Origin of the sequence: Lentzea albidocapillata, from assembly GCF_000719115.1 — a bacterium.
GTDB classification, from domain to species: Bacteria; Actinomycetota; Actinomycetes; order Mycobacteriales; family Pseudonocardiaceae; genus Lentzea; species Lentzea albidocapillata.
Genome location: NZ_JOEA01000028.1, coordinates 52,093 through 67,825 on the forward strand (window position 1 = coordinate 52,093; position 15,733 = coordinate 67,825).

Here is a 15,733-nt window from a genome sequence, read left to right on the forward strand (position 1 = left end):
GTCAGCCTAGACGTGCCCATTCGTATGCCGTTCGCCCGCAGGCAATCCGACCTGGTCGGCGAACTCGGCGGCCACCCGCGCCCCGCCATAGACACTGAGCGCCTTGACCAGGTGCAGTCGCAGGTCCTGCCGATGAGCGTCCCCAAGCTCAGGCATGGCCCGCTCCACACTGCTCACCAACGACTCGGCCCAGTTGGTAGCCGGCTCCCGCTGCGCGAGCTTCACGAGCTCGGCGAGGTGATCAGCCAGCTTGACCGCCTCCGCGACCTGATACCCGTTGCGCTGCAACCACCAGATCGTCGCCGTACCGACGTCCGTCAACACCTCGTCTCGCAGGTACCGGATCTCAGCGCGCTCGACATCCCGTTCGGCCAGCTTGAACGTGGAGTTCCGCAACAGCTCGACGTGCTTCCGAGCCATCTCCAGGTCCTCGTCACCGACCGTGATCTTCACCTGCTCGGCCCGAGCCCAGACATGCGTCCCAGGCACCTGCCGTTCGGTGGCGAGCTCATCCCCCAACTGCACCTGCAGAGCAGCGTGATGCACCAGCATCGCCTTGGAACTGATCTCCTTGGCCCGCTGCAGAACATGATGGATCGCCGCACTGCGCGGCGAGTTGTGCCGCAACCCCGTAGCCAGATCAAGCCGCCACACCACGGTGAACTTGAAGTGGAAGTCCAGCCCGTACACCGCACTCGCCAACGGCGTCTCGAACTCCTGCTGATGACTGCTGGCCGGCGGCACGAAGGTGATGTCGTCAGCACGCTTGGGCACCCTCCTGCGCCACCAGGCCTTGAGGGAACCAAGCGGGCCAGGACGGAAGTCGGGCCAGGGTCTGCTCACGCACCCTCCCTACCTGACGTTTGTGCCCGGTAGAAGGTGGCCTGCCTCACTTCCCTCCAACGGCCGCAGCCTACTCCGCGCGGCCCTCACGGTGCGTGAGCGACCTGCTGGTCCGCGGTAGCCGGGGGCGCTGGTCAACTCGGTGGCGCCACCCCGCTAGACTGCTCTCGCCAGCCCTAGTAGCTCAGGGGATAGAGCATCGGTTTCCTAAACCGTGTGTCGCAGGTTCGAATCCTGCCTGGGGCACCACCTTTCGCCGGGTGAAACTAAGGCCTCTGACCTGTGTATATCGGTCAGAGGCCTTAGTCTTTAGTCAGGACTGAAGTCGATCTTTGCTGCCGTTCGTGGTGCTGTCTGTGGAGCGAGTTCGGCGTACGTTCGCCCCATGGGCACCTCGAAGCAGCCGAAGGGGCGCGATCGCGGGGGCATCGAACCGCTCCCCAGCGGCGCGCTGAGGGTCAGCGTCTACGCGGGTGTTGACCCGCTGACGAACCGCCGAAACTACTTGCGCGAGACCATTCCGGCAGGTCCAACAGCCGAGAAGGAAGCAGAGAAGGTAAAAACTCGCTTCCTCAACATGGTGGACGAGCAACGCAATCCGCGTACCAAAGCGACAGTGAACAAGCTGATGGACCGATATCTGGAGTTGCTCGACGTCGACACGAACACGCGGAAAGGCTACGAGGGCTACATCCGCAATCATGTTCGCCCCCTGCTCGGCAACCTTCAAGTGGCCAAGCTCGACGGCGAGACACTCGATTCCTTCTATACGATCCTGCGTAGGTGCCGGAAGCATTGCGACGGCAAGCCCTTCGTTGAACACAAGACCGCCGACAAGCACGAGTGTGACGTCAAGCGCAGGCAGCACACGTGCAAGCCGCTGGCAACCTCTTCCATTCGCCAGGTCCATTGGTGTTTGAGCGGTGCTCTGAATCGCGCGAAGCGCTGGCGCTGGATCACTGTCAATCCGCTTGATCAGGCCGAGAAGCAGAAGGCAGTCAAGCCGAACCCAAAGCCACCGACTTCGAGCCAAGCAGCGGCGATCATCAACGAGGCATTCAAGATCAGCCTCGCTTGGGGAACGTTCGTATGGATGGCGTTCGTCACTGGCGCGCGACGCGGGGAACAGTGCGCGTTCAGGTTGGACCTGTTGGACCTTGCAGCAGCAGTGCTGCCCATCGCTTCGAGCATCGCCCAGGACGGATCGAAGACCTGGGAGAAAGACACCAAGACTCACCAACAGCGACGAAACGCACTCGACGCCGTCACGGTCATGCTGTTGCAGGTCTACCTACTGGACTGCGAGGAGAAAGCGAAGGAATTTGGCGTCAAGATCAAGAAGGACGGTCGTCTCTTCTCACCAGACCTCGACCACTCGACATGGTTCAAGCCGGACACTGTCTCACAGCGGTTCACGCGCATGTGCAAGCGACTGGGCCTCGACGTAACAATCCAGAACATCCGGCACTACACCGCAACAGAGTTGATCGCCGGAGGTGCTGACGTCCGTACCGTGGCGGGCCGACTCGGACACGGTGGCGGCGGTTCTACGACGTTGCGCGTCTACTCGGCATGGGTATCCGAAGCCGACCAGCGCGCAGCAGGAACGCTCATGAGCCGCATGCCAGAACTCCCAATCAAAATCGATGAGACTGGCACCTTCACAACGAAGCTCGAACCCACTGTGGACCACCCCTACCAGAAGATTGCTGCCGACCTGCGAGGAGCAATCGCCTGCGGCGCTCTCAAGCCCGGAGACCTCGTTCCTACGGTCATCGAGTTGAAGGCACGCTATGGCGCGTCAGCGGGAACAGCCAACCGCGCCATCGCCGAACTCAAGGCGGCTGGACTCGTGAACGCCAGTCGCGGCAAACGTGCGGTTGTGCTCGCGCCAGGAGAGGAACCCGACGTAGCCGACGTCGTGAGCATCAAGCGCAAGCGAAAGGCCGAGTGACCTAGCTTGCGAGCGCGGTAAGCCGTTTCTGCTGCCGCTGTGAGCCAACCTGGGCCGCCAGCAGCCGCGCACGTTCAACGTGTGCGGCTGCTTCGTCTATCGCACCGTTTGCGGTGAGCACCTGTGCGAGATCCACTCGAAGCATCGTCTCTGCACGTGCAAAAGTCGGATCCAGGTTCCGCAGGACGTCCAAGAGCACGCCAATTGCCTCCTGGTCACCAAGGCGAGCAAGCGCATTGCCGCGCCAGCGAGCAAGGTGCGTCGAATCGAACACGAGGTAGGGCGTCTCCGAACCATCGACACGTGCCGGCATCGACCGCAAAGCGTCATCGAAGGCGATCAGGCATTGCGCACGCTCGCCGCTCGCCGCACACGCTTCGCCGTAACCCGCGGACAGCCATGAATAGAGCAGGCGCGGCACCCGACCACGCGCAAGTTCGAGCGCGTGCCGTGTCAGGTCCACAGCGGCATCCGCTTCACCGATGTCGAGCAGAACCACGGCTTGTCCGGCACACGCGTACGCCTCTAGCTCGACCGACCGAGCCTCCCGTGCGGCAGCCTTCGCGGTGTCGTAGTGGTTCCATGAATCGTTGACCAATCCCTGGTCGAGCGACTGCCACCCGGCGAGCGCAGCCGCGTCTACCAAGAGTGCGGCCAACGCTGCCCGAATCGGTTGATCGAGCACGTCTCGAAGTACGCGCTCCATGTGATCAATCTGCGCACACAACTCGCTGCGCAACGAAGACGCACCCAGCTTCCGGTCTATGACCCGAGTGATATCGAGCTTCTGCCGCATCAACCCGACGGTGTCCAGATCGAGGGCACGACCGACCGCGAACCTCGCGCGTAGGGCGAGTTCATCTTCCGTGGCAGTGGGAGCGCTCTGTTCGACCGACTCCAGTAGACGTTCGATCGGCACGCCCAACATCTCTTCGAGAAGGCGTCCGGTCGCGGCCGTAACGGGTCCGAGGTCACGGCCGTCATCCCGTTTGCCGGACGCCAAGCGGCGCACGTGTCGAGGGCTGATCGTGCCTTTCAGCCCGTGGTCGCGCGCGAACACCTCGGCAGCCTCGCTGAACTCTTCGGCGGTCTGTCTGCGCTGCCGCAGCAGCTCGCCGAACAGCGTCTGCGTCCGTTCCTGCCCGCGTGCCGAGCCCATCGGTCGACCTCTCGTGCGCCAATGTCAGCGTTGCTTAGTCCAGGTCCAATCATGGCACCTCGGGTCAATACCAGGTCATTTACACCTCTCGCGGCCGAGTGAACGCTGATGTCTGCGGTTCTGAGGTAACGATCTGAGGTGATGAGCAGTGAAGTCGAGCGAAGACTGGTGGGCCAAGGCCGCCCTGGCAGAAACGCTGATGCAGGCTCACGAGGCACTGAGCCGCGCACGTCCGAAGCCGGGCACACGAGACCCGCGCGTGTGGCGTGACTACCACCTGCGCAGCGCGGCCATCTACACCGAAGTCGCTCAGATCGACCGGGGCCACTTCCACGAAGCGACGGCGTGGGCCACGTGCGAGCGCCAGCGCGGCGAAGAGTTCGACCGGCAGATCAAGTCCAAGAAGGCGGACAACGCAGCCGCTTCATCCTCAGTGGACAAGGCGAGCTGACGACATGGCGCAGAAACTCACCGCAGGCAGAGCAAGCCTGGAAGTGCGCGCGTTGAGCAGGACCGTGCTGGGGTGGCGCCACATCCGAGGCTGGTCCCTCGCGGAGTTGGGCGAACTGGTCGGCTTCTCGGCGGCGACGCTCTCCCAGATCACCAGGGCCGTAGTACGACCGTCTCCCAGCGATGTCCTGAAGATCGGCGCTGCGTGCCGGGTGCCCGACGACGAGATCGAACTTTGTGTTCGGGTGGCACAACGCGCGAACGACCCTCAGATGTGGGACCGGATCAACGGTGGCACGTGGGCGCGTCTGGTGTGGACACCGTGGGACGTCATGGCGGAAGCCAACGAACTCCTGATCGTGGCAACCGACGTGCTGCCTGAACTGTTCCGCACCAATGCCTACCACGAGGTGCTGTGCAAGTCCGGCGCAGCAACCAGCGGCCTTGATCTCGATGTCCAACAGGACGTTCTAGCCCGTCTGGACATGGATGCCAAGGAAGCAGCACGACCAGGTAGCCACGGACCACTACGCGTGCGACTTCTTGTGACCGAGGCTGTTCTCACGAGCAGCATTGGTGGAGCCCGAATCATGACCGAGCAGCTTGGGCACCTCGAAGACCTAGCCGGACGAACGGGGTTCGACCTTGGCGTAGTGGACAGCGACGCAGGGCCGTACTTCGGCATGCACCAGTCGTTCGCCGTCATGCGGTTCCGGGCACCACGGTTCGACGACGTCGTCCTCACCCGCACCCTGCACGGCGGCGACATCTGGCTTGAGTCTGCTGCTGAATGTGCCCCCTACGAACGCGCTCTTCTCGTGCTCAACGACGTCGTCAGGTCACGGGAAGACTCTTCTCACTGGCTCAGTCGAGCGTCGCTAGCCCTGCAATAACCGTTGCCCGACAACAACTCTGCACGGCTTCAGCGTCGACAGCGCACGGACACTGCCCAGGCGGGAACCCAGACATGCCAAAGAGAGTCTCTACTGCACGTGGTCGCGAGTTCGGGGAAGGAGTTCGAGCAGCCGTCGAAGGCGCCGGACTCACCTCACGTGAGATCGCTGAAATCGTGGGCTGTCACGAGTCCAAGGTCTCAGACGTCTTGAACGGCAAGGGTGGTGTCACTCAGGTCGAGGTCGCTCTACTGCTGGGCATCTGTCACACCAAGGCTCCAGAAGTGGCGCACCTGATGGACCTGTTTCCCATGCGACATCACGGCGGTGGCTGGTGGCAGGAGCACGGCACTTGCCCGCCCATCAAGCTGCGCACGGCTTTCGAGAACCTGAAGGTGGCCAAGACGCTCGTCAGCTGGCACGCGAACATGGTGCCGTTCTTCCTTCAGACAGCCGACTACATCCGCGAGGTACTCCGAGCGTCTGCCACGACCCCCGCCGAAGAACTCGAAGAACGCGCGAAGGCGCACCTCGCGATGCAACAGGCGCTGCCACGCAACGCGAAGCGCCTGTTCTTCGTCCACGAGTCAGCGTTGCGCCTGCAAGTCGGTGGACCCGAGGTACACGCGTGGCAGATGCAGCATCTCGCCGTCACGGCGAACCAGTCGAACACCACGATCAGGATCGTCCCCACAGCACGCGGTGCACACGCTGGCATGGCTGGGCCGTTCACGCTGTTGACCTTCGAGAAGTACGAACCGCTGGTGTGGGTGGACACGGAGAACTCCAGCCTGTTCGCCGAAGCCACAGACGCGGTCAAGGGCTACAACACAGTCGTTGAGGCGCTCGCAAACACGAGCCTGAGCGAGGACGAATCCAAAGAGCTGATCGCCGAGTTCTCCGAGAACGCATGGACTCTTGCGGACGAAAGCGCAGGGTTGCAGACACCTTCGGCAGGACCGGTCCCACCCGTGCCTTAGACGGCACGCCCTCAAGCTGCCAGCCTTGGCGCCCTCCGTCACACGCCCCCGCCCAGGCTGGCATCCGAAAGCCGTCGCGGTACCCGATTTCACGTCATCGGGTACCGCGACGGCCGCATGTGACGGGTGGACCCGTCACATGTCACACCCGTCACGGCGGATCGTTCGCGCAGGTAGAGCGCCGTTTCGGACCCGTCACAGAGCTTGTGACGGCGTGACGGGTTCGTGGGACGGGCTGTGACGGGTCAGCGCTCACCGTCGATCACCTCGCCCTCAATGACGGCCGCATCCCGCAGACGCTCGGCAGCGGCGAGCAGATCCGCGACGGCGTAGCCGCGTACCTGCCTCACGCCGTCAGCCGTCGCCACGCGGTCACGAGTCGACCGGCAACCCAACTCCACCATGTCGCGCCCGAACGTCGTCATCTCCAGCCCCAACGCCTCTACAAGCTCAGACGTGGGAACGAAGTCGTGACCGTCATCCCCGTCTGCGAGGTAGTCCACAACGGACGCCAGCGGCTCAGGCAGTTCAACATCCGTAGCGCGAACAGCCTCCGCTGCCATCGGCCCGCCACTCCCGATCGCCTTCGCGACGGCCGCGTGATCGAGCATCGGTTGTGCTTCCTGCCCTGCCGCGTGCCCGGTCAACGTCCCCACTGCCTCACGCAGCCCACGGCCGCGCTCGCACAGTTCCCTCCAATCCTCGTTTGGCATGTAGAACGTGCGCACGGTCAGCGCCAGCACATCGGCGCCAGCCTCCGTCTCGCCGTCCGGCCGCAGGATGCCCACGCCCTTGTGTGACGGCAGCAGACGACTGCTGTCATAGCCACGCGTGTTCATCTGCTCTCCCAGGACGATGTTGCTGTCACGCCAGTCGATGACCCGCAACGCGAACCGCGAGCCGAGCACCGCGCGCAGCTTGGAAGGAATGGTCTTGCTGTCAGGACGCTGCGTAGCGAGCACCAGGACCAGCCCGGCAGCCGGCGCCTTCTTGGCGAGCCACGTCAGCAACTCGCCGATGTACTCCCCTGCCGTGAGCTTCTTGCCTTGCACCTCAACAGGTGTGCGGTCTTCCAGCGGCAGCTGGACCTCATCGATGAACACGGCCGTGATCGGCATGTCAAGCGCACGATCACGAGACATGTCCGGCGTTACCTTCGATTCCGGACACGTGAGGTCGTCCAACTCCTGCATCCGCCGGTAGCGCCCCTGGACCTCACCCACGAGTTCCACAAGCCAGTCAATGAGCGCCAGGACGTGTTCCGTGCCGTCGCCGGACATGAACCGGTGCGCCACCTGCGCCGCTGAAATCCAGTCCTTTCCTGCCTTGAAGTCAGCGACGTACAGCCGCACATGCGGGTCCAAGATCAAGGCCGCGGCGACCAGTCGAGCGGCCATCGTCTTGCCCTGCCTAGGGATTGCGCCGATGAGCAGCGACGTCCACACCAACGGAAGGTCGATCCGCCGATCGCGAGCGTCCCGCCCGAACGGCAACGGCCGCCATGCATCCCACCTCTGCACCGCGAGCAGAGGCGTCCGCAGCGGAGGCGCCGCGTACGGGTCCTCATCCGCAACCCACATCGCGACCCGGCCGGCGTGGCCGCCGTTCCCCCGAACTCGTTCCACGATGAGCTGCACCTCATCAACCGCGAGCGCGGAGGCCAGAGCGTCCCGGTTCTTCACGACGTCGGCCGCCTTGCGGGTAGCCGGTAGGTCCACGGTGATGGCCCACCCGTCACCCTGCCTGGTCGCCCGCTCGACCAGGCGCAGCGTCTCGTCCTTCCCGATCAGCTTCGCGTCCCGGAACGCGTCCACGAGGACCTGAGGGTCCATCGTCCATGTCAGCGTGCGCGGCCCAGCGAGCACTGCCTTACGTCCTGGGCTGCCGTCCTTCCGCCTACCGAGGACAGCGAGCGCGACGGCGATGACACCTCCACCGATCCACAACGCCTGGTGCCCGTAGACGAGATCAGCGACGGCACCCACGATCGCCACGCCAGCGACCACAGCCCCGGTGACCTTCCACCGGAAGAGCGTCAGTTCACGGATGTCACCGAACTTGTCCGCGAGCTTCTCCGACTGCTCGGCAGCCTCCCGGTAGTCCCGCACCGTGACCCACGATCGCCACCAACGGACCGCGACCACCAGGCCGCGCACCACGGCACCGAGGAAGCGGAACGGTGAACGCAGCAGAGCCACGACCAGATCCTTGGCGGCCTGCACCGCGTGAACGCGATCCTTCGCCCACAACGGCACGCGCGGTGAACGCTTCCACCAGTTCATGAACCGACGCATCCACGTGACGCGCGGCGCCTGTGGACGATCGTTCACGAACTCGCCTTCGAGCACCGCACGCACCGGCAAGCGCGGGTCCGTGACGGCCGACTCCCGATCATCCGCGCTCATGGCCGTCACCACCTTCGGCGACCTCTGCGACGAGCACCGAAGCGAGTCGCGACGAGAGCCCACGCGAGCACCCGGTGACCTCACGAACCCACGCTGGGCTCACCGCGACTTCAGGTGTCCACACTTCGCGAGCCTTCGCTAGATAGTCCGCAGAGGACACGCGCCTGGATGTGCTCTTGTTGTGCCGCTTGACCTTTGTGCGCTCTGGTCCTGCCACAGCGACCACCAGAGCGTGAGCTGCGGTGACAGGTGCCGGCTGCTGTTCAGCCTCCGCGAACGCTGCGGCGACAGCCTCCGTGAGCTTGTCCCGCAGGTCCGTGACAGCCTCCGCCGCGACGAACACCACGAGCGGCGGAACGGAGTGCAGCACCACACCCGACACCGAACCCGCTGCCCACGAATGCCACGTGTTCATGACGTACGTAGCGGCGAGCGTGAACCACTTCGCACGACGCGTCCACGAACCCGTGCGCACTCGGTACCGCGCGGTCACCTGCTCCGCCCGAAGGATCGCCAGCAACACCAACGACACCGTGGGATCGAGCAACCACGCGGCGAGCCACGGCAACGACCACGCCGTCGTGCCTGCTGCCGCGAAACTCTGCACGTTGGTCATCGTGAAGCCGAGACCAAGCACGATCCCCGCCCAGCACAGCCGGTCGACCTCCGCCCGGACCCGTTCCACGCGAAGCGCGACCACGTCCGGATGCGTCGCGTAAGCCCTCAGTTCCGCGGCCTCCGCCGCGTCGGCGGCTAGCTGCTGCGCTGCCGAGGCTGCGGGCAGCCGCCCGAAGGCGGCTACCCCTTCCCGGACCCGAGTGACCGCGTTCATCGCCGATCACCCTTGCTGTGCGGACTGTCGTAGGACGTGATCGTGAGGGCACGGGTCAGCGTGTACGCGGCGAACAGCGCAGGGAGGCCCAGCACCACGAGCAACAACACGATGTCGCCCCGGTGCGTGATCACCACCCATTGAACCCCGACGATGACGCCGGCCATCACGAGCACCCGCCCAGTGAGCGAGAGCAACCGGGCACCCGTACGCGCTGCGCTCGCGGCAGCCTTCGCCCTACGGGCGCTCGCTCGCCAGATCCACAGCACCACAACAACCGCACCCAACACCGCAAGAATCTGTGTGGGAGTCAGGTTGATCGTCATGACGGCTCACCACCTTCACGGCGAGCCCGCCACACGCGGTAGAGCGCGCGTCGATCGTCCTGCGACAGCCCACCCCACACACCGACTGTCTCCGCACCAGCCGTGCGCAACTCCAGTTCCAAGCACACGTTGCGGATGGGACAGCCCGCACACAGCCACGCGGCCAGCTCCCGATCGGTCAGGTTCTCGTTCTGCCACTCCGGTTCTTCCTCGTTCGCCCACAACCACATGCAGGCGCCGTCACGCGTCACGATCTCCAGCAACACGTCATCCGGGATCTTGGCGTAGCGGTCGAGCTCGGCCGCGATCACCTCGTAGTAGTTCTCGGGGTTCACCACGCACCCCCGGCCTTGGCCTCGAACTCGCGAGCAGACCGGCGTTCGGCCGTCATCCGGGCAACGTCAACGACGCTGCCGGACTCTGACGCCTGCCGAACGATCTCTTCGACCGCACGTGCAGGGATCACGTAGCGGGTGCGCAGACGCACCGCAGGAAACGCGTCCTCCCGGATCGCCCTGTAGATGGTCGCGACGTCCACGCGCAGGATGCGCGCAGCTTCCGCGACTGTGTAGAAGATCGGCGGGTTGCTACCCGCCATGCCTGAAGTACTCATCAGATGTAGCCCTTTCGAAAGAACTGATTTCTTCTCCGAAAGCGCTGACATCGGCGTTGATTCTTGCCGATTCACCGCCGATGTCAGCGCTAAGCCCGCTTTTAGGCGAGATCGCGCGCTAACGTCGGCGCTGAAGGCGGAGCCCGGAGGCGTACGTGACAGAGGACTGGTCGGCAGTCGCGGAGGCAATGAATGCCCGCGCGGCGGAGCTGGCTTTGAAACAGAAGGAACTCGCGACGAGATCCGGGGTGTCCCTCGCGATCGTCCGCGAGATGCAACAGGGACGAATCCAACGGCGCCGAAACCGTCGAACGCTCGAAGCGCTTTCGATCGCTCTCGACTGGCATCCGCAGCACCTGACGGCAGTGCTGCAAGGAAAGAAGCCACCCGAAGCGGAACAGCCGGCCACGGCCGCTGATGACCCGCTTGTCCCGCTGCTCAATACGATTATTCGAGAACTCCGCGGCCTTCGCGCCCAGGTCGGAGCGCTTACAAGTCGTCTCGATGATGGGAGTCACCGAAAGGACTAGGTCGCCTTCGTCAATTTGTTCCGGTGTCGCTGTCATGTGAACAGAAGACAGCCGGGGAGGGGGTCGAAATAATTGCCAGCGGCTATCACGCCGCTTGTTAGGAGGAGTTAGGTCCGCAGGTCACGACCGTTGGGGAACGGGGGGACGTGGCGACAAGGAAGCACGGTGAGCAGCCTCTATCGAGGCTGCGAGCAGTCCGTGACACGCTCGGATACACGCAGGCGCAGGTGGTCAGGTTCTTCCTGACACGCGGTCAGCAGCTCGGCGGCGCTCAGGCAACGGAGCAATCGTTGCTCATCATGATGTCGCGCTGGGAGAACAGCCACGTAGAGGTGACCGATCCCGCCTATCAACGGCTGTTCCGGGAGTTCTACGGGCGAACCAACGAAGAGCTAGGGTTCCCGCCCGAAATCGAGAACCAGAGCGCTGAAGAGCTACGCGAACGGCTGATCATCGCGCGCAGCATCGATCCCGCGACTCTCGACATGTTCCAGCGACAGGTCAACGACCTGCGAAGGTCAGACCACAAGTTCGGCGCCGTCGTGGTCCTGGACCAACTGAACGGCCTCGTCCGCCAGATCGAGGACTACCGCACGTTCAGCGTGAGCACACGTCACCGCGAACGCCTCGCCGCAATCCTCACGGACGCACGAACACTCGCCGGCTGGACAGCCCTCGACAGGGGTTCGCAGCTTCAGTCGTGGCAGTACCACGAGGACGCGAAGGTCTCTGCGCGCGAAGCCGATTCGCCGCACCTCCTAGCGCACGCGGCCGCACAGCAAGCGGTGATCCTGCTCGACATCGGGCAGCCAGCCGAAGCCGTCGAACTGCTGGAGTACGCGCGGTACGTCGCGGAGAACCGCGCACCGTCGCTGCTGCAATCCTGGCTCGCGGCGGCACACGGCGAAGGGCTCGCCGCAGATGGTCAGCGGGACGCGGCGCTGCGTGCGTTCGATGACGCAAGCTCTTTGCTGCCAGCGAATCCTGTCGATCCCGAGATGCCCTTCCTGCTTCTCAACGACGGACAACTCGTGCGCTGGCGCGGCAGCTCGCTTCTGCGGCTGGGAGACCAGGACGCGATCAACCAACTTGAAGCCGCCGTTCGAGGTCTTGCTACGCCCGGCCTGAACGCCGTACGCGGTCAGACCAACCTGTACGTAGACCTTGCCTTCGCGTACGCCGCTGCCGGCGACAGTCGTGGAGCACTTGAGTACGCACGCATAGCTAGACAGCTCGCGTCCCGCATCAAGTCCGATCGTCAGCAGCGACGTCTCGCGAACCTGGAGCTACCTGTCCCCAGAGGACGTTCCAGCAGCACGTGACGCTAGGTAAAACAGCAGAGGCACAATGGCACCCGATCCTAGGACCTCGCCGCGACGAACCAAATCGAGTGCGCGATCAACCGGGATCCACTCGATTCGGGCAGCTTCCTCGCCGTCTGTTGGCTCGCCAACCTTCTCGGCTGCCCGCCAAACGTACGCATCTACGGGCGAGTCGATAATCCCAGGCAGTGGCTGGAAAGTGCCGATGTGCTCCGGCACTCCGACCGGCCTCCAGCCCGTTTCCTCCTCGGCCTCACGTGCTGCCGTCGCTGCCGGCTCTTCGCCTTCCTCAACCAGCCCGCCGATAAGTTCGTAGCCCCACTGATCAACTGCGAACCTGTACCGCCACAGCGTGAGGACCTCTTCATCTTCGTTTACTAGAAGCGCGACCGCCACATGGTCAAGTCGAACCACGTGATGCTCGAATCGACTACCGTCCGGAGGTTCAACATCTACGAGGCTGACTTTGACCCACCGGTTGTCGTACACAACTCTTTCCCCGTGAGTCTTCCATCTAAGTTCTTCTGGATACTCCGTCACAGCAAGGAACCCTATCCCATTCCCGGCAATCAGGAAAGGCAGACCCATCACAGCATCGACAACCAACAAGGATCGGGTTCGCAACTAAATACCGCGGCGCAGCTCACGGGCGGACGCCAATGCCATCTGATATCTGCCACAATTGATTTCCACGCGCCGCAACGTCCGGAAGTGTTGATGTTTCTAACTCGGTCGCCTAATAAGGCTTGTGTATCCAGCAATTCCGAGCGTAACAAGACCCCACAGAAAAGCTTGAATGATCCACATAGCTATAGTGAATGCCTGTCCACGCTTAGTTGAAGTATCCAGATCACAACGGTTTCGCATTCCAGCTGGCCCCAGCGGAAGCCCGCGGTCTAGCCCTAGTCCGATCAGCTCAATTGTTGAGCATGACACGCCAGGATTGGTCTTATCGGCCACATTTCCTGGAACTACACGCTCGGCTACGTGATGACCTGGCCGCGTGTCGACCTGCCCTGCGATGTACCCAATAGATCCAGCCATGAACAGGAACGCGATCAGTACTGTAGCAAGATAACTGGCGCGATACCCGTATCCCGCGATCGCACCCCAGATCCGATGAAAGAACGTAAATGGAAATTTGCCAATCGACTCCGGCGAACGGATCAATCGGTCTCGCTGTTGCGCAACCAAAACATTGCGAGCATTTTTATCGTGACCAGCAGCCCTCTCAATGGCGGCCAGTTGCTGATAGGGCTGAGGGCGATATCTGCCGGTGTGGCATCGAATTAGATGCAACCATTGATGCCAACTTCCGTTTCCAAGTGTTGCATACTTGAAGTCGTCAATGCCAATCCGACCAGGATGGAAGCACACCTTTCCAGTACCTTCGGCTGGACACAATGACTTGAACGGCAAAAACATTGCTCCGCCGACGGTCGCCCCCTGGAGCTCAATCAAGTCCGCAGAGGTGCTGCTCACATAGGTTCTGTGGAATTCAAACTGTCCTCCTATACGAGCACCAGGCAGGCGAATGACACCCAACTTGCCCACACCGTGCGCCCGAATAGCCAACATCATCCGAGATTCAACGCTCAGTCCATCAGCATGTAGCGCGACGCCTGCATTGTTTACAATCTCGCCTTGAAAGTCGAGTTGCACACCAACTCGCGCGCCAGACATGCGAACCATTCCAGAGTTACTGCCGCCCTGCGCGACGAATCTTTGCCATTGAATACTGCCGTTTACGCGCAAGGTATCCGCGTGAACAGCTGGCCCCGACGCGTTCCCGATCTCTACGTCAGAAAATACAAAGCGGCCCGATATCACAGCTCCCACTAGACGAAAGGTTCCAAAGTGTCCAGATCCAACCGCTTTGACAGTTTGTACTATTAGATTTCCGCCAACTTGAAGGTTGTCAGCCAGAATAGCAGCACCGGAACTGTTGGCAACTTCGCTATTTAGAATTTCCCCCTGACCGGAAATTTGAGCGCCTGGCAGCCTAATTGCACCATCGACATGGTCGCCCCGAGACTTAAAGGCATGAAAAATAATATCGCGCCTGACGTTAATGCCGTCAGCTATGATGGCCGGCCCGGAGCCATTGATAACAGCGCCGCCCTTGAACCCTGCCTGCCCCTCGATTTGAGCGTTCAGCAGTCGCACGGCTCCTTCGGGACCAGTTCCCAAAACTTGTGTCTGATTAAAGTGTATAGACCCTCCAACTTTGATACTGTCACCAACTACAGCGGGCCCCGCTTCGTTCGAAATCTTTGCTTTGTCGAGCGCTAGGTCACCACCAATCTTGGCTCCGGTTACCTGAAGAGATCCAGACTCACTTGAGCTAGCAAGGCTGACGCTCCGCAAAAATAGGTCGGAGCCCACTCTTATGCGATCAGCCAGCAACGCAGGGCCGGATGTGTTTGACACGACTAGGGAGTCGCAATCCATCTGCCCCTTGATTTCAGCCAGGAGGAGCCGGATTGATCCATTCTCGTTTTCCGAAACTATCTTGACATCCTCTAGGACAAGATCGCCTTCAACGCACAATCCGTCCGCATGCAAGGCATTCAAATGACTTCCGCGCAGTACTACGTGGCGAAGTGTTGCATATTCGGCGTGGATCTCGCCCATCAAGACGCAAGCGATTAGCGATAGGCCGACTTCAGATTTCACGTGGTCTAGATCAAGCCTGCCAATAATTCGTGCCCCTCGTACGCGTACCCCATGCGGATCGAGTGGCCCATAACGCCCTGTCAGCAATTCACGGAGGAGTTCCGCTCGGACTTCATCGCGTTGATCGACGGCATCACTAACAAGGCTGTCCACAGATAGATCGCTGCACTTGAACTCAAGTCCTCGCTGCGCAGCCTCCACAAGCTCACGCTCGCGCTCCGGCAGGTCGTCGAGACCATGCATTGCCACCTCAGAACCCATACATCAACTGTCGGCCCGAAGGAGTCACCTGCTACACCCCCAGGCAAGTAAGGTGACCTAACTGGGGCCTTGCCATAGATCAACATCTCGTGGTGCGGGCCATGGTGCGAACTGTAGCCAAACCGAGACCCTGCAGCGCGTGGTGCGGCCGCTCAGTCCACCATCGCCGCAGGTAGAGGCCCAGTCCGCTCTTGATCGGCACATTCCTAAACCGTGTGTCGCAGGTTCGAATCCTGCCTGGGGCACCACCTTTCGCCGGGTGAAATCAGGGCCTGACATGCTGAAACGCTGTCGGGCCCTGATCTTTTCGGTCAGTCGCCGTCAGCGGGAATCTGCCCCGTTCGGCCATCGACGAGTCTCGGGGTGCCCGGACGGGCCGGCGATCTTGCCTGGTTTGATCCGAACCTTTTGTCTTCCTCAGCTTTACGTCTCTTTTCGGTTATACGTCTTGAAACCCAACGGGCAGTGAAGTGTCCTGCATCTCATGTC

15 protein-coding genes and 1 tRNA gene are annotated in these 15,733 nt (G+C 62.2%); 7 read left to right on the plus strand and 9 right to left on the minus strand.

Annotated features, from left to right (window positions below; all coding sequences use genetic code 11):
- Positions 1-6: 6 nt before the first annotated feature.
- Positions 7-843, minus strand: coding sequence for a hypothetical protein (locus IG04_RS0136805; RefSeq protein WP_144065685.1), 837 nt, complete (start codon positions 841-843; stop codon positions 7-9).
- 173 nt (positions 844-1,016) lie between these two features.
- Here IG04_RS0136805 and IG04_RS0136810 point away from each other — a divergent pair.
- Together IG04_RS0136810 and IG04_RS0136815 are read left to right on the plus strand one after the other, a co-directional pair.
- Positions 1,017-1,092: transfer RNA gene (locus tag IG04_RS0136810), tRNA-Arg, on the plus strand.
- A 136-nt stretch (positions 1,093-1,228) separates the two neighbouring features.
- A complete protein-coding gene (locus tag IG04_RS0136815; RefSeq protein ID WP_051771463.1) occupies positions 1,229-2,797 on the plus strand; it encodes a GntR family transcriptional regulator in 1,569 nt (522 codons plus the stop codon).
- Position 2,798: 1 nt separating this feature from the next.
- On the opposite strand, the gene IG04_RS0136820 is transcribed toward IG04_RS0136815, so the two are convergent.
- The gene (locus IG04_RS0136820; protein WP_030481372.1) at positions 2,799-3,956 is read right to left on the minus strand and encodes an NsdA family TPR-like regulatory protein; all 1,158 of its coding nucleotides are present in this window, start codon (positions 3,954-3,956) and stop codon (positions 2,799-2,801) included.
- A 148-nt stretch (positions 3,957-4,104) separates the two neighbouring features.
- Here IG04_RS0136820 and IG04_RS0136825 point away from each other — a divergent pair, with 148 nt between their 5' ends.
- The 3 genes from IG04_RS0136825 to IG04_RS0136835 all read left to right on the plus strand — a co-directional run bounded on the left by IG04_RS0136825 (position 4,105) and on the right by IG04_RS0136835 (position 6,279).
- Entirely contained in the window at positions 4,105-4,407 is a 303-nt protein-coding gene (locus IG04_RS0136825) for an AMED_5909 family protein (protein ID WP_245816699.1), read from the plus strand.
- 4 nt (positions 4,408-4,411) lie between these two features.
- Positions 4,412-5,299, plus strand: coding sequence for a helix-turn-helix domain-containing protein (locus IG04_RS0136830; protein WP_084402147.1), 888 nt, complete (start codon positions 4,412-4,414; stop codon positions 5,297-5,299).
- A 74-nt stretch (positions 5,300-5,373) separates the two neighbouring features.
- Positions 5,374-6,279 (plus strand): helix-turn-helix domain-containing protein, encoded by a 906-nt coding sequence (locus tag IG04_RS0136835; RefSeq protein WP_338043648.1) that lies wholly within the window; start codon positions 5,374-5,376, stop codon positions 6,277-6,279.
- Positions 6,280-6,524: 245 nt separating this feature from the next.
- Here IG04_RS0136835 and IG04_RS0136840 read toward each other — a convergent pair whose 3' ends face one another.
- From IG04_RS0136840 to IG04_RS0136860, 5 genes are read right to left on the minus strand one after another with little or no spacing between them, the layout of a single operon-like run.
- The gene (locus tag IG04_RS0136840) at positions 6,525-8,684 is read right to left on the minus strand and encodes an FtsK/SpoIIIE domain-containing protein (RefSeq protein ID WP_030481376.1); all 2,160 of its coding nucleotides are present in this window, start codon (positions 8,682-8,684) and stop codon (positions 6,525-6,527) included.
- Positions 8,671-9,516 carry a hypothetical protein gene (locus IG04_RS0136845; protein ID WP_036016651.1) on the minus strand — a complete coding sequence of 282 codons (846 nt, stop codon included), beginning with the start codon at positions 9,514-9,516 and terminating at the stop codon, positions 8,671-8,673. Before IG04_RS0136845 ends, IG04_RS0136840 begins: the two co-directional genes overlap by 14 nt.
- On the minus strand, positions 9,513-9,842 hold the full coding sequence (locus IG04_RS0136850; protein ID WP_030481378.1) for a hypothetical protein: 330 nt from the start codon (positions 9,840-9,842) through the stop codon (positions 9,513-9,515). The genes IG04_RS0136845 and IG04_RS0136850 overlap by 4 nt, the downstream gene beginning before the upstream one ends.
- Positions 9,839-10,177 carry a WhiB family transcriptional regulator gene (locus IG04_RS0136855; RefSeq protein WP_338043650.1) on the minus strand — a complete coding sequence of 113 codons (339 nt, stop codon included), beginning with the start codon at positions 10,175-10,177 and terminating at the stop codon, positions 9,839-9,841. Before IG04_RS0136855 ends, IG04_RS0136850 begins: the two co-directional genes overlap by 4 nt.
- Complete coding sequence (locus IG04_RS0136860; protein ID WP_338043651.1) at positions 10,174-10,506, minus strand: helix-turn-helix domain-containing protein; 333 nt, start codon at positions 10,504-10,506, stop codon at positions 10,174-10,176. The genes IG04_RS0136855 and IG04_RS0136860 overlap by 4 nt, the downstream gene beginning before the upstream one ends.
- 104 nt (positions 10,507-10,610) lie before the next feature.
- Here IG04_RS0136860 and IG04_RS45915 point away from each other — a divergent pair, with 104 nt between their 5' ends.
- Positions 10,611-10,985 (plus strand): hypothetical protein, encoded by a 375-nt coding sequence (locus tag IG04_RS45915; protein ID WP_084402146.1) that lies wholly within the window; start codon positions 10,611-10,613, stop codon positions 10,983-10,985.
- 227 nt (positions 10,986-11,212) lie between these two features.
- Positions 11,213-12,307 (plus strand): NsdA family TPR-like regulatory protein, encoded by a 1,095-nt coding sequence (locus IG04_RS0136870; RefSeq protein ID WP_245816698.1) that lies wholly within the window; start codon positions 11,213-11,215, stop codon positions 12,305-12,307.
- Here the strand turns inward: IG04_RS0136870 and IG04_RS45920 are convergent.
- Positions 12,272-12,847: an NUDIX domain-containing protein gene (locus IG04_RS45920; RefSeq protein WP_245816697.1), complete on the minus strand. Its 576-nt coding sequence runs from the start codon at positions 12,845-12,847 to the stop codon at positions 12,272-12,274. The two genes, IG04_RS0136870 and IG04_RS45920, sit on opposite strands and share 36 nt — an antisense overlap.
- A 183-nt stretch (positions 12,848-13,030) precedes the next feature.
- Positions 13,031-15,244: a hypothetical protein gene (locus IG04_RS46905; RefSeq protein ID WP_144065683.1), complete on the minus strand. Its 2,214-nt coding sequence runs from the start codon at positions 15,242-15,244 to the stop codon at positions 13,031-13,033.
- Positions 15,245-15,733: the final 489 nt, after the last annotated feature.

Excerpts from the sequence above, each read along its gene's own strand:
- IG04_RS0136840 (WP_030481376.1), bottom strand. The coding sequence starts at position 8,684 with ATGAGCGCGGATGATCGGGAGTCGGCCGTCACGGACCCGCGCTTGCCG.
- IG04_RS0136830 (WP_084402147.1), top strand. The coding sequence starts at position 4,412 with ATGGCGCAGAAACTCACCGCAGGCAGAGCAAGCCTGGAAGTGCGCGCG.
- IG04_RS0136850 (WP_030481378.1), bottom strand. The coding sequence starts at position 9,842 with ATGACGATCAACCTGACTCCCACACAGATTCTTGCGGTGTTGGGTGCG.
- IG04_RS0136860 (WP_338043651.1), bottom strand. The coding sequence starts at position 10,506 with ATGTCAGCGCTTTCGGAGAAGAAATCAGTTCTTTCGAAAGGGCTACAT.
- IG04_RS0136815 (WP_051771463.1), top strand. The coding sequence starts at position 1,229 with ATGGGCACCTCGAAGCAGCCGAAGGGGCGCGATCGCGGGGGCATCGAA.
- IG04_RS0136845 (WP_036016651.1), bottom strand. The coding sequence starts at position 9,516 with ATGAACGCGGTCACTCGGGTCCGGGAAGGGGTAGCCGCCTTCGGGCGG.
- IG04_RS0136835 (WP_338043648.1), top strand. The coding sequence starts at position 5,374 with ATGCCAAAGAGAGTCTCTACTGCACGTGGTCGCGAGTTCGGGGAAGGA.
- IG04_RS0136820 (WP_030481372.1), bottom strand. The coding sequence starts at position 3,956 with ATGGGCTCGGCACGCGGGCAGGAACGGACGCAGACGCTGTTCGGCGAG.
- IG04_RS46905 (WP_144065683.1), bottom strand. The coding sequence starts at position 15,244 with ATGGGTTCTGAGGTGGCAATGCATGGTCTCGACGACCTGCCGGAGCGC.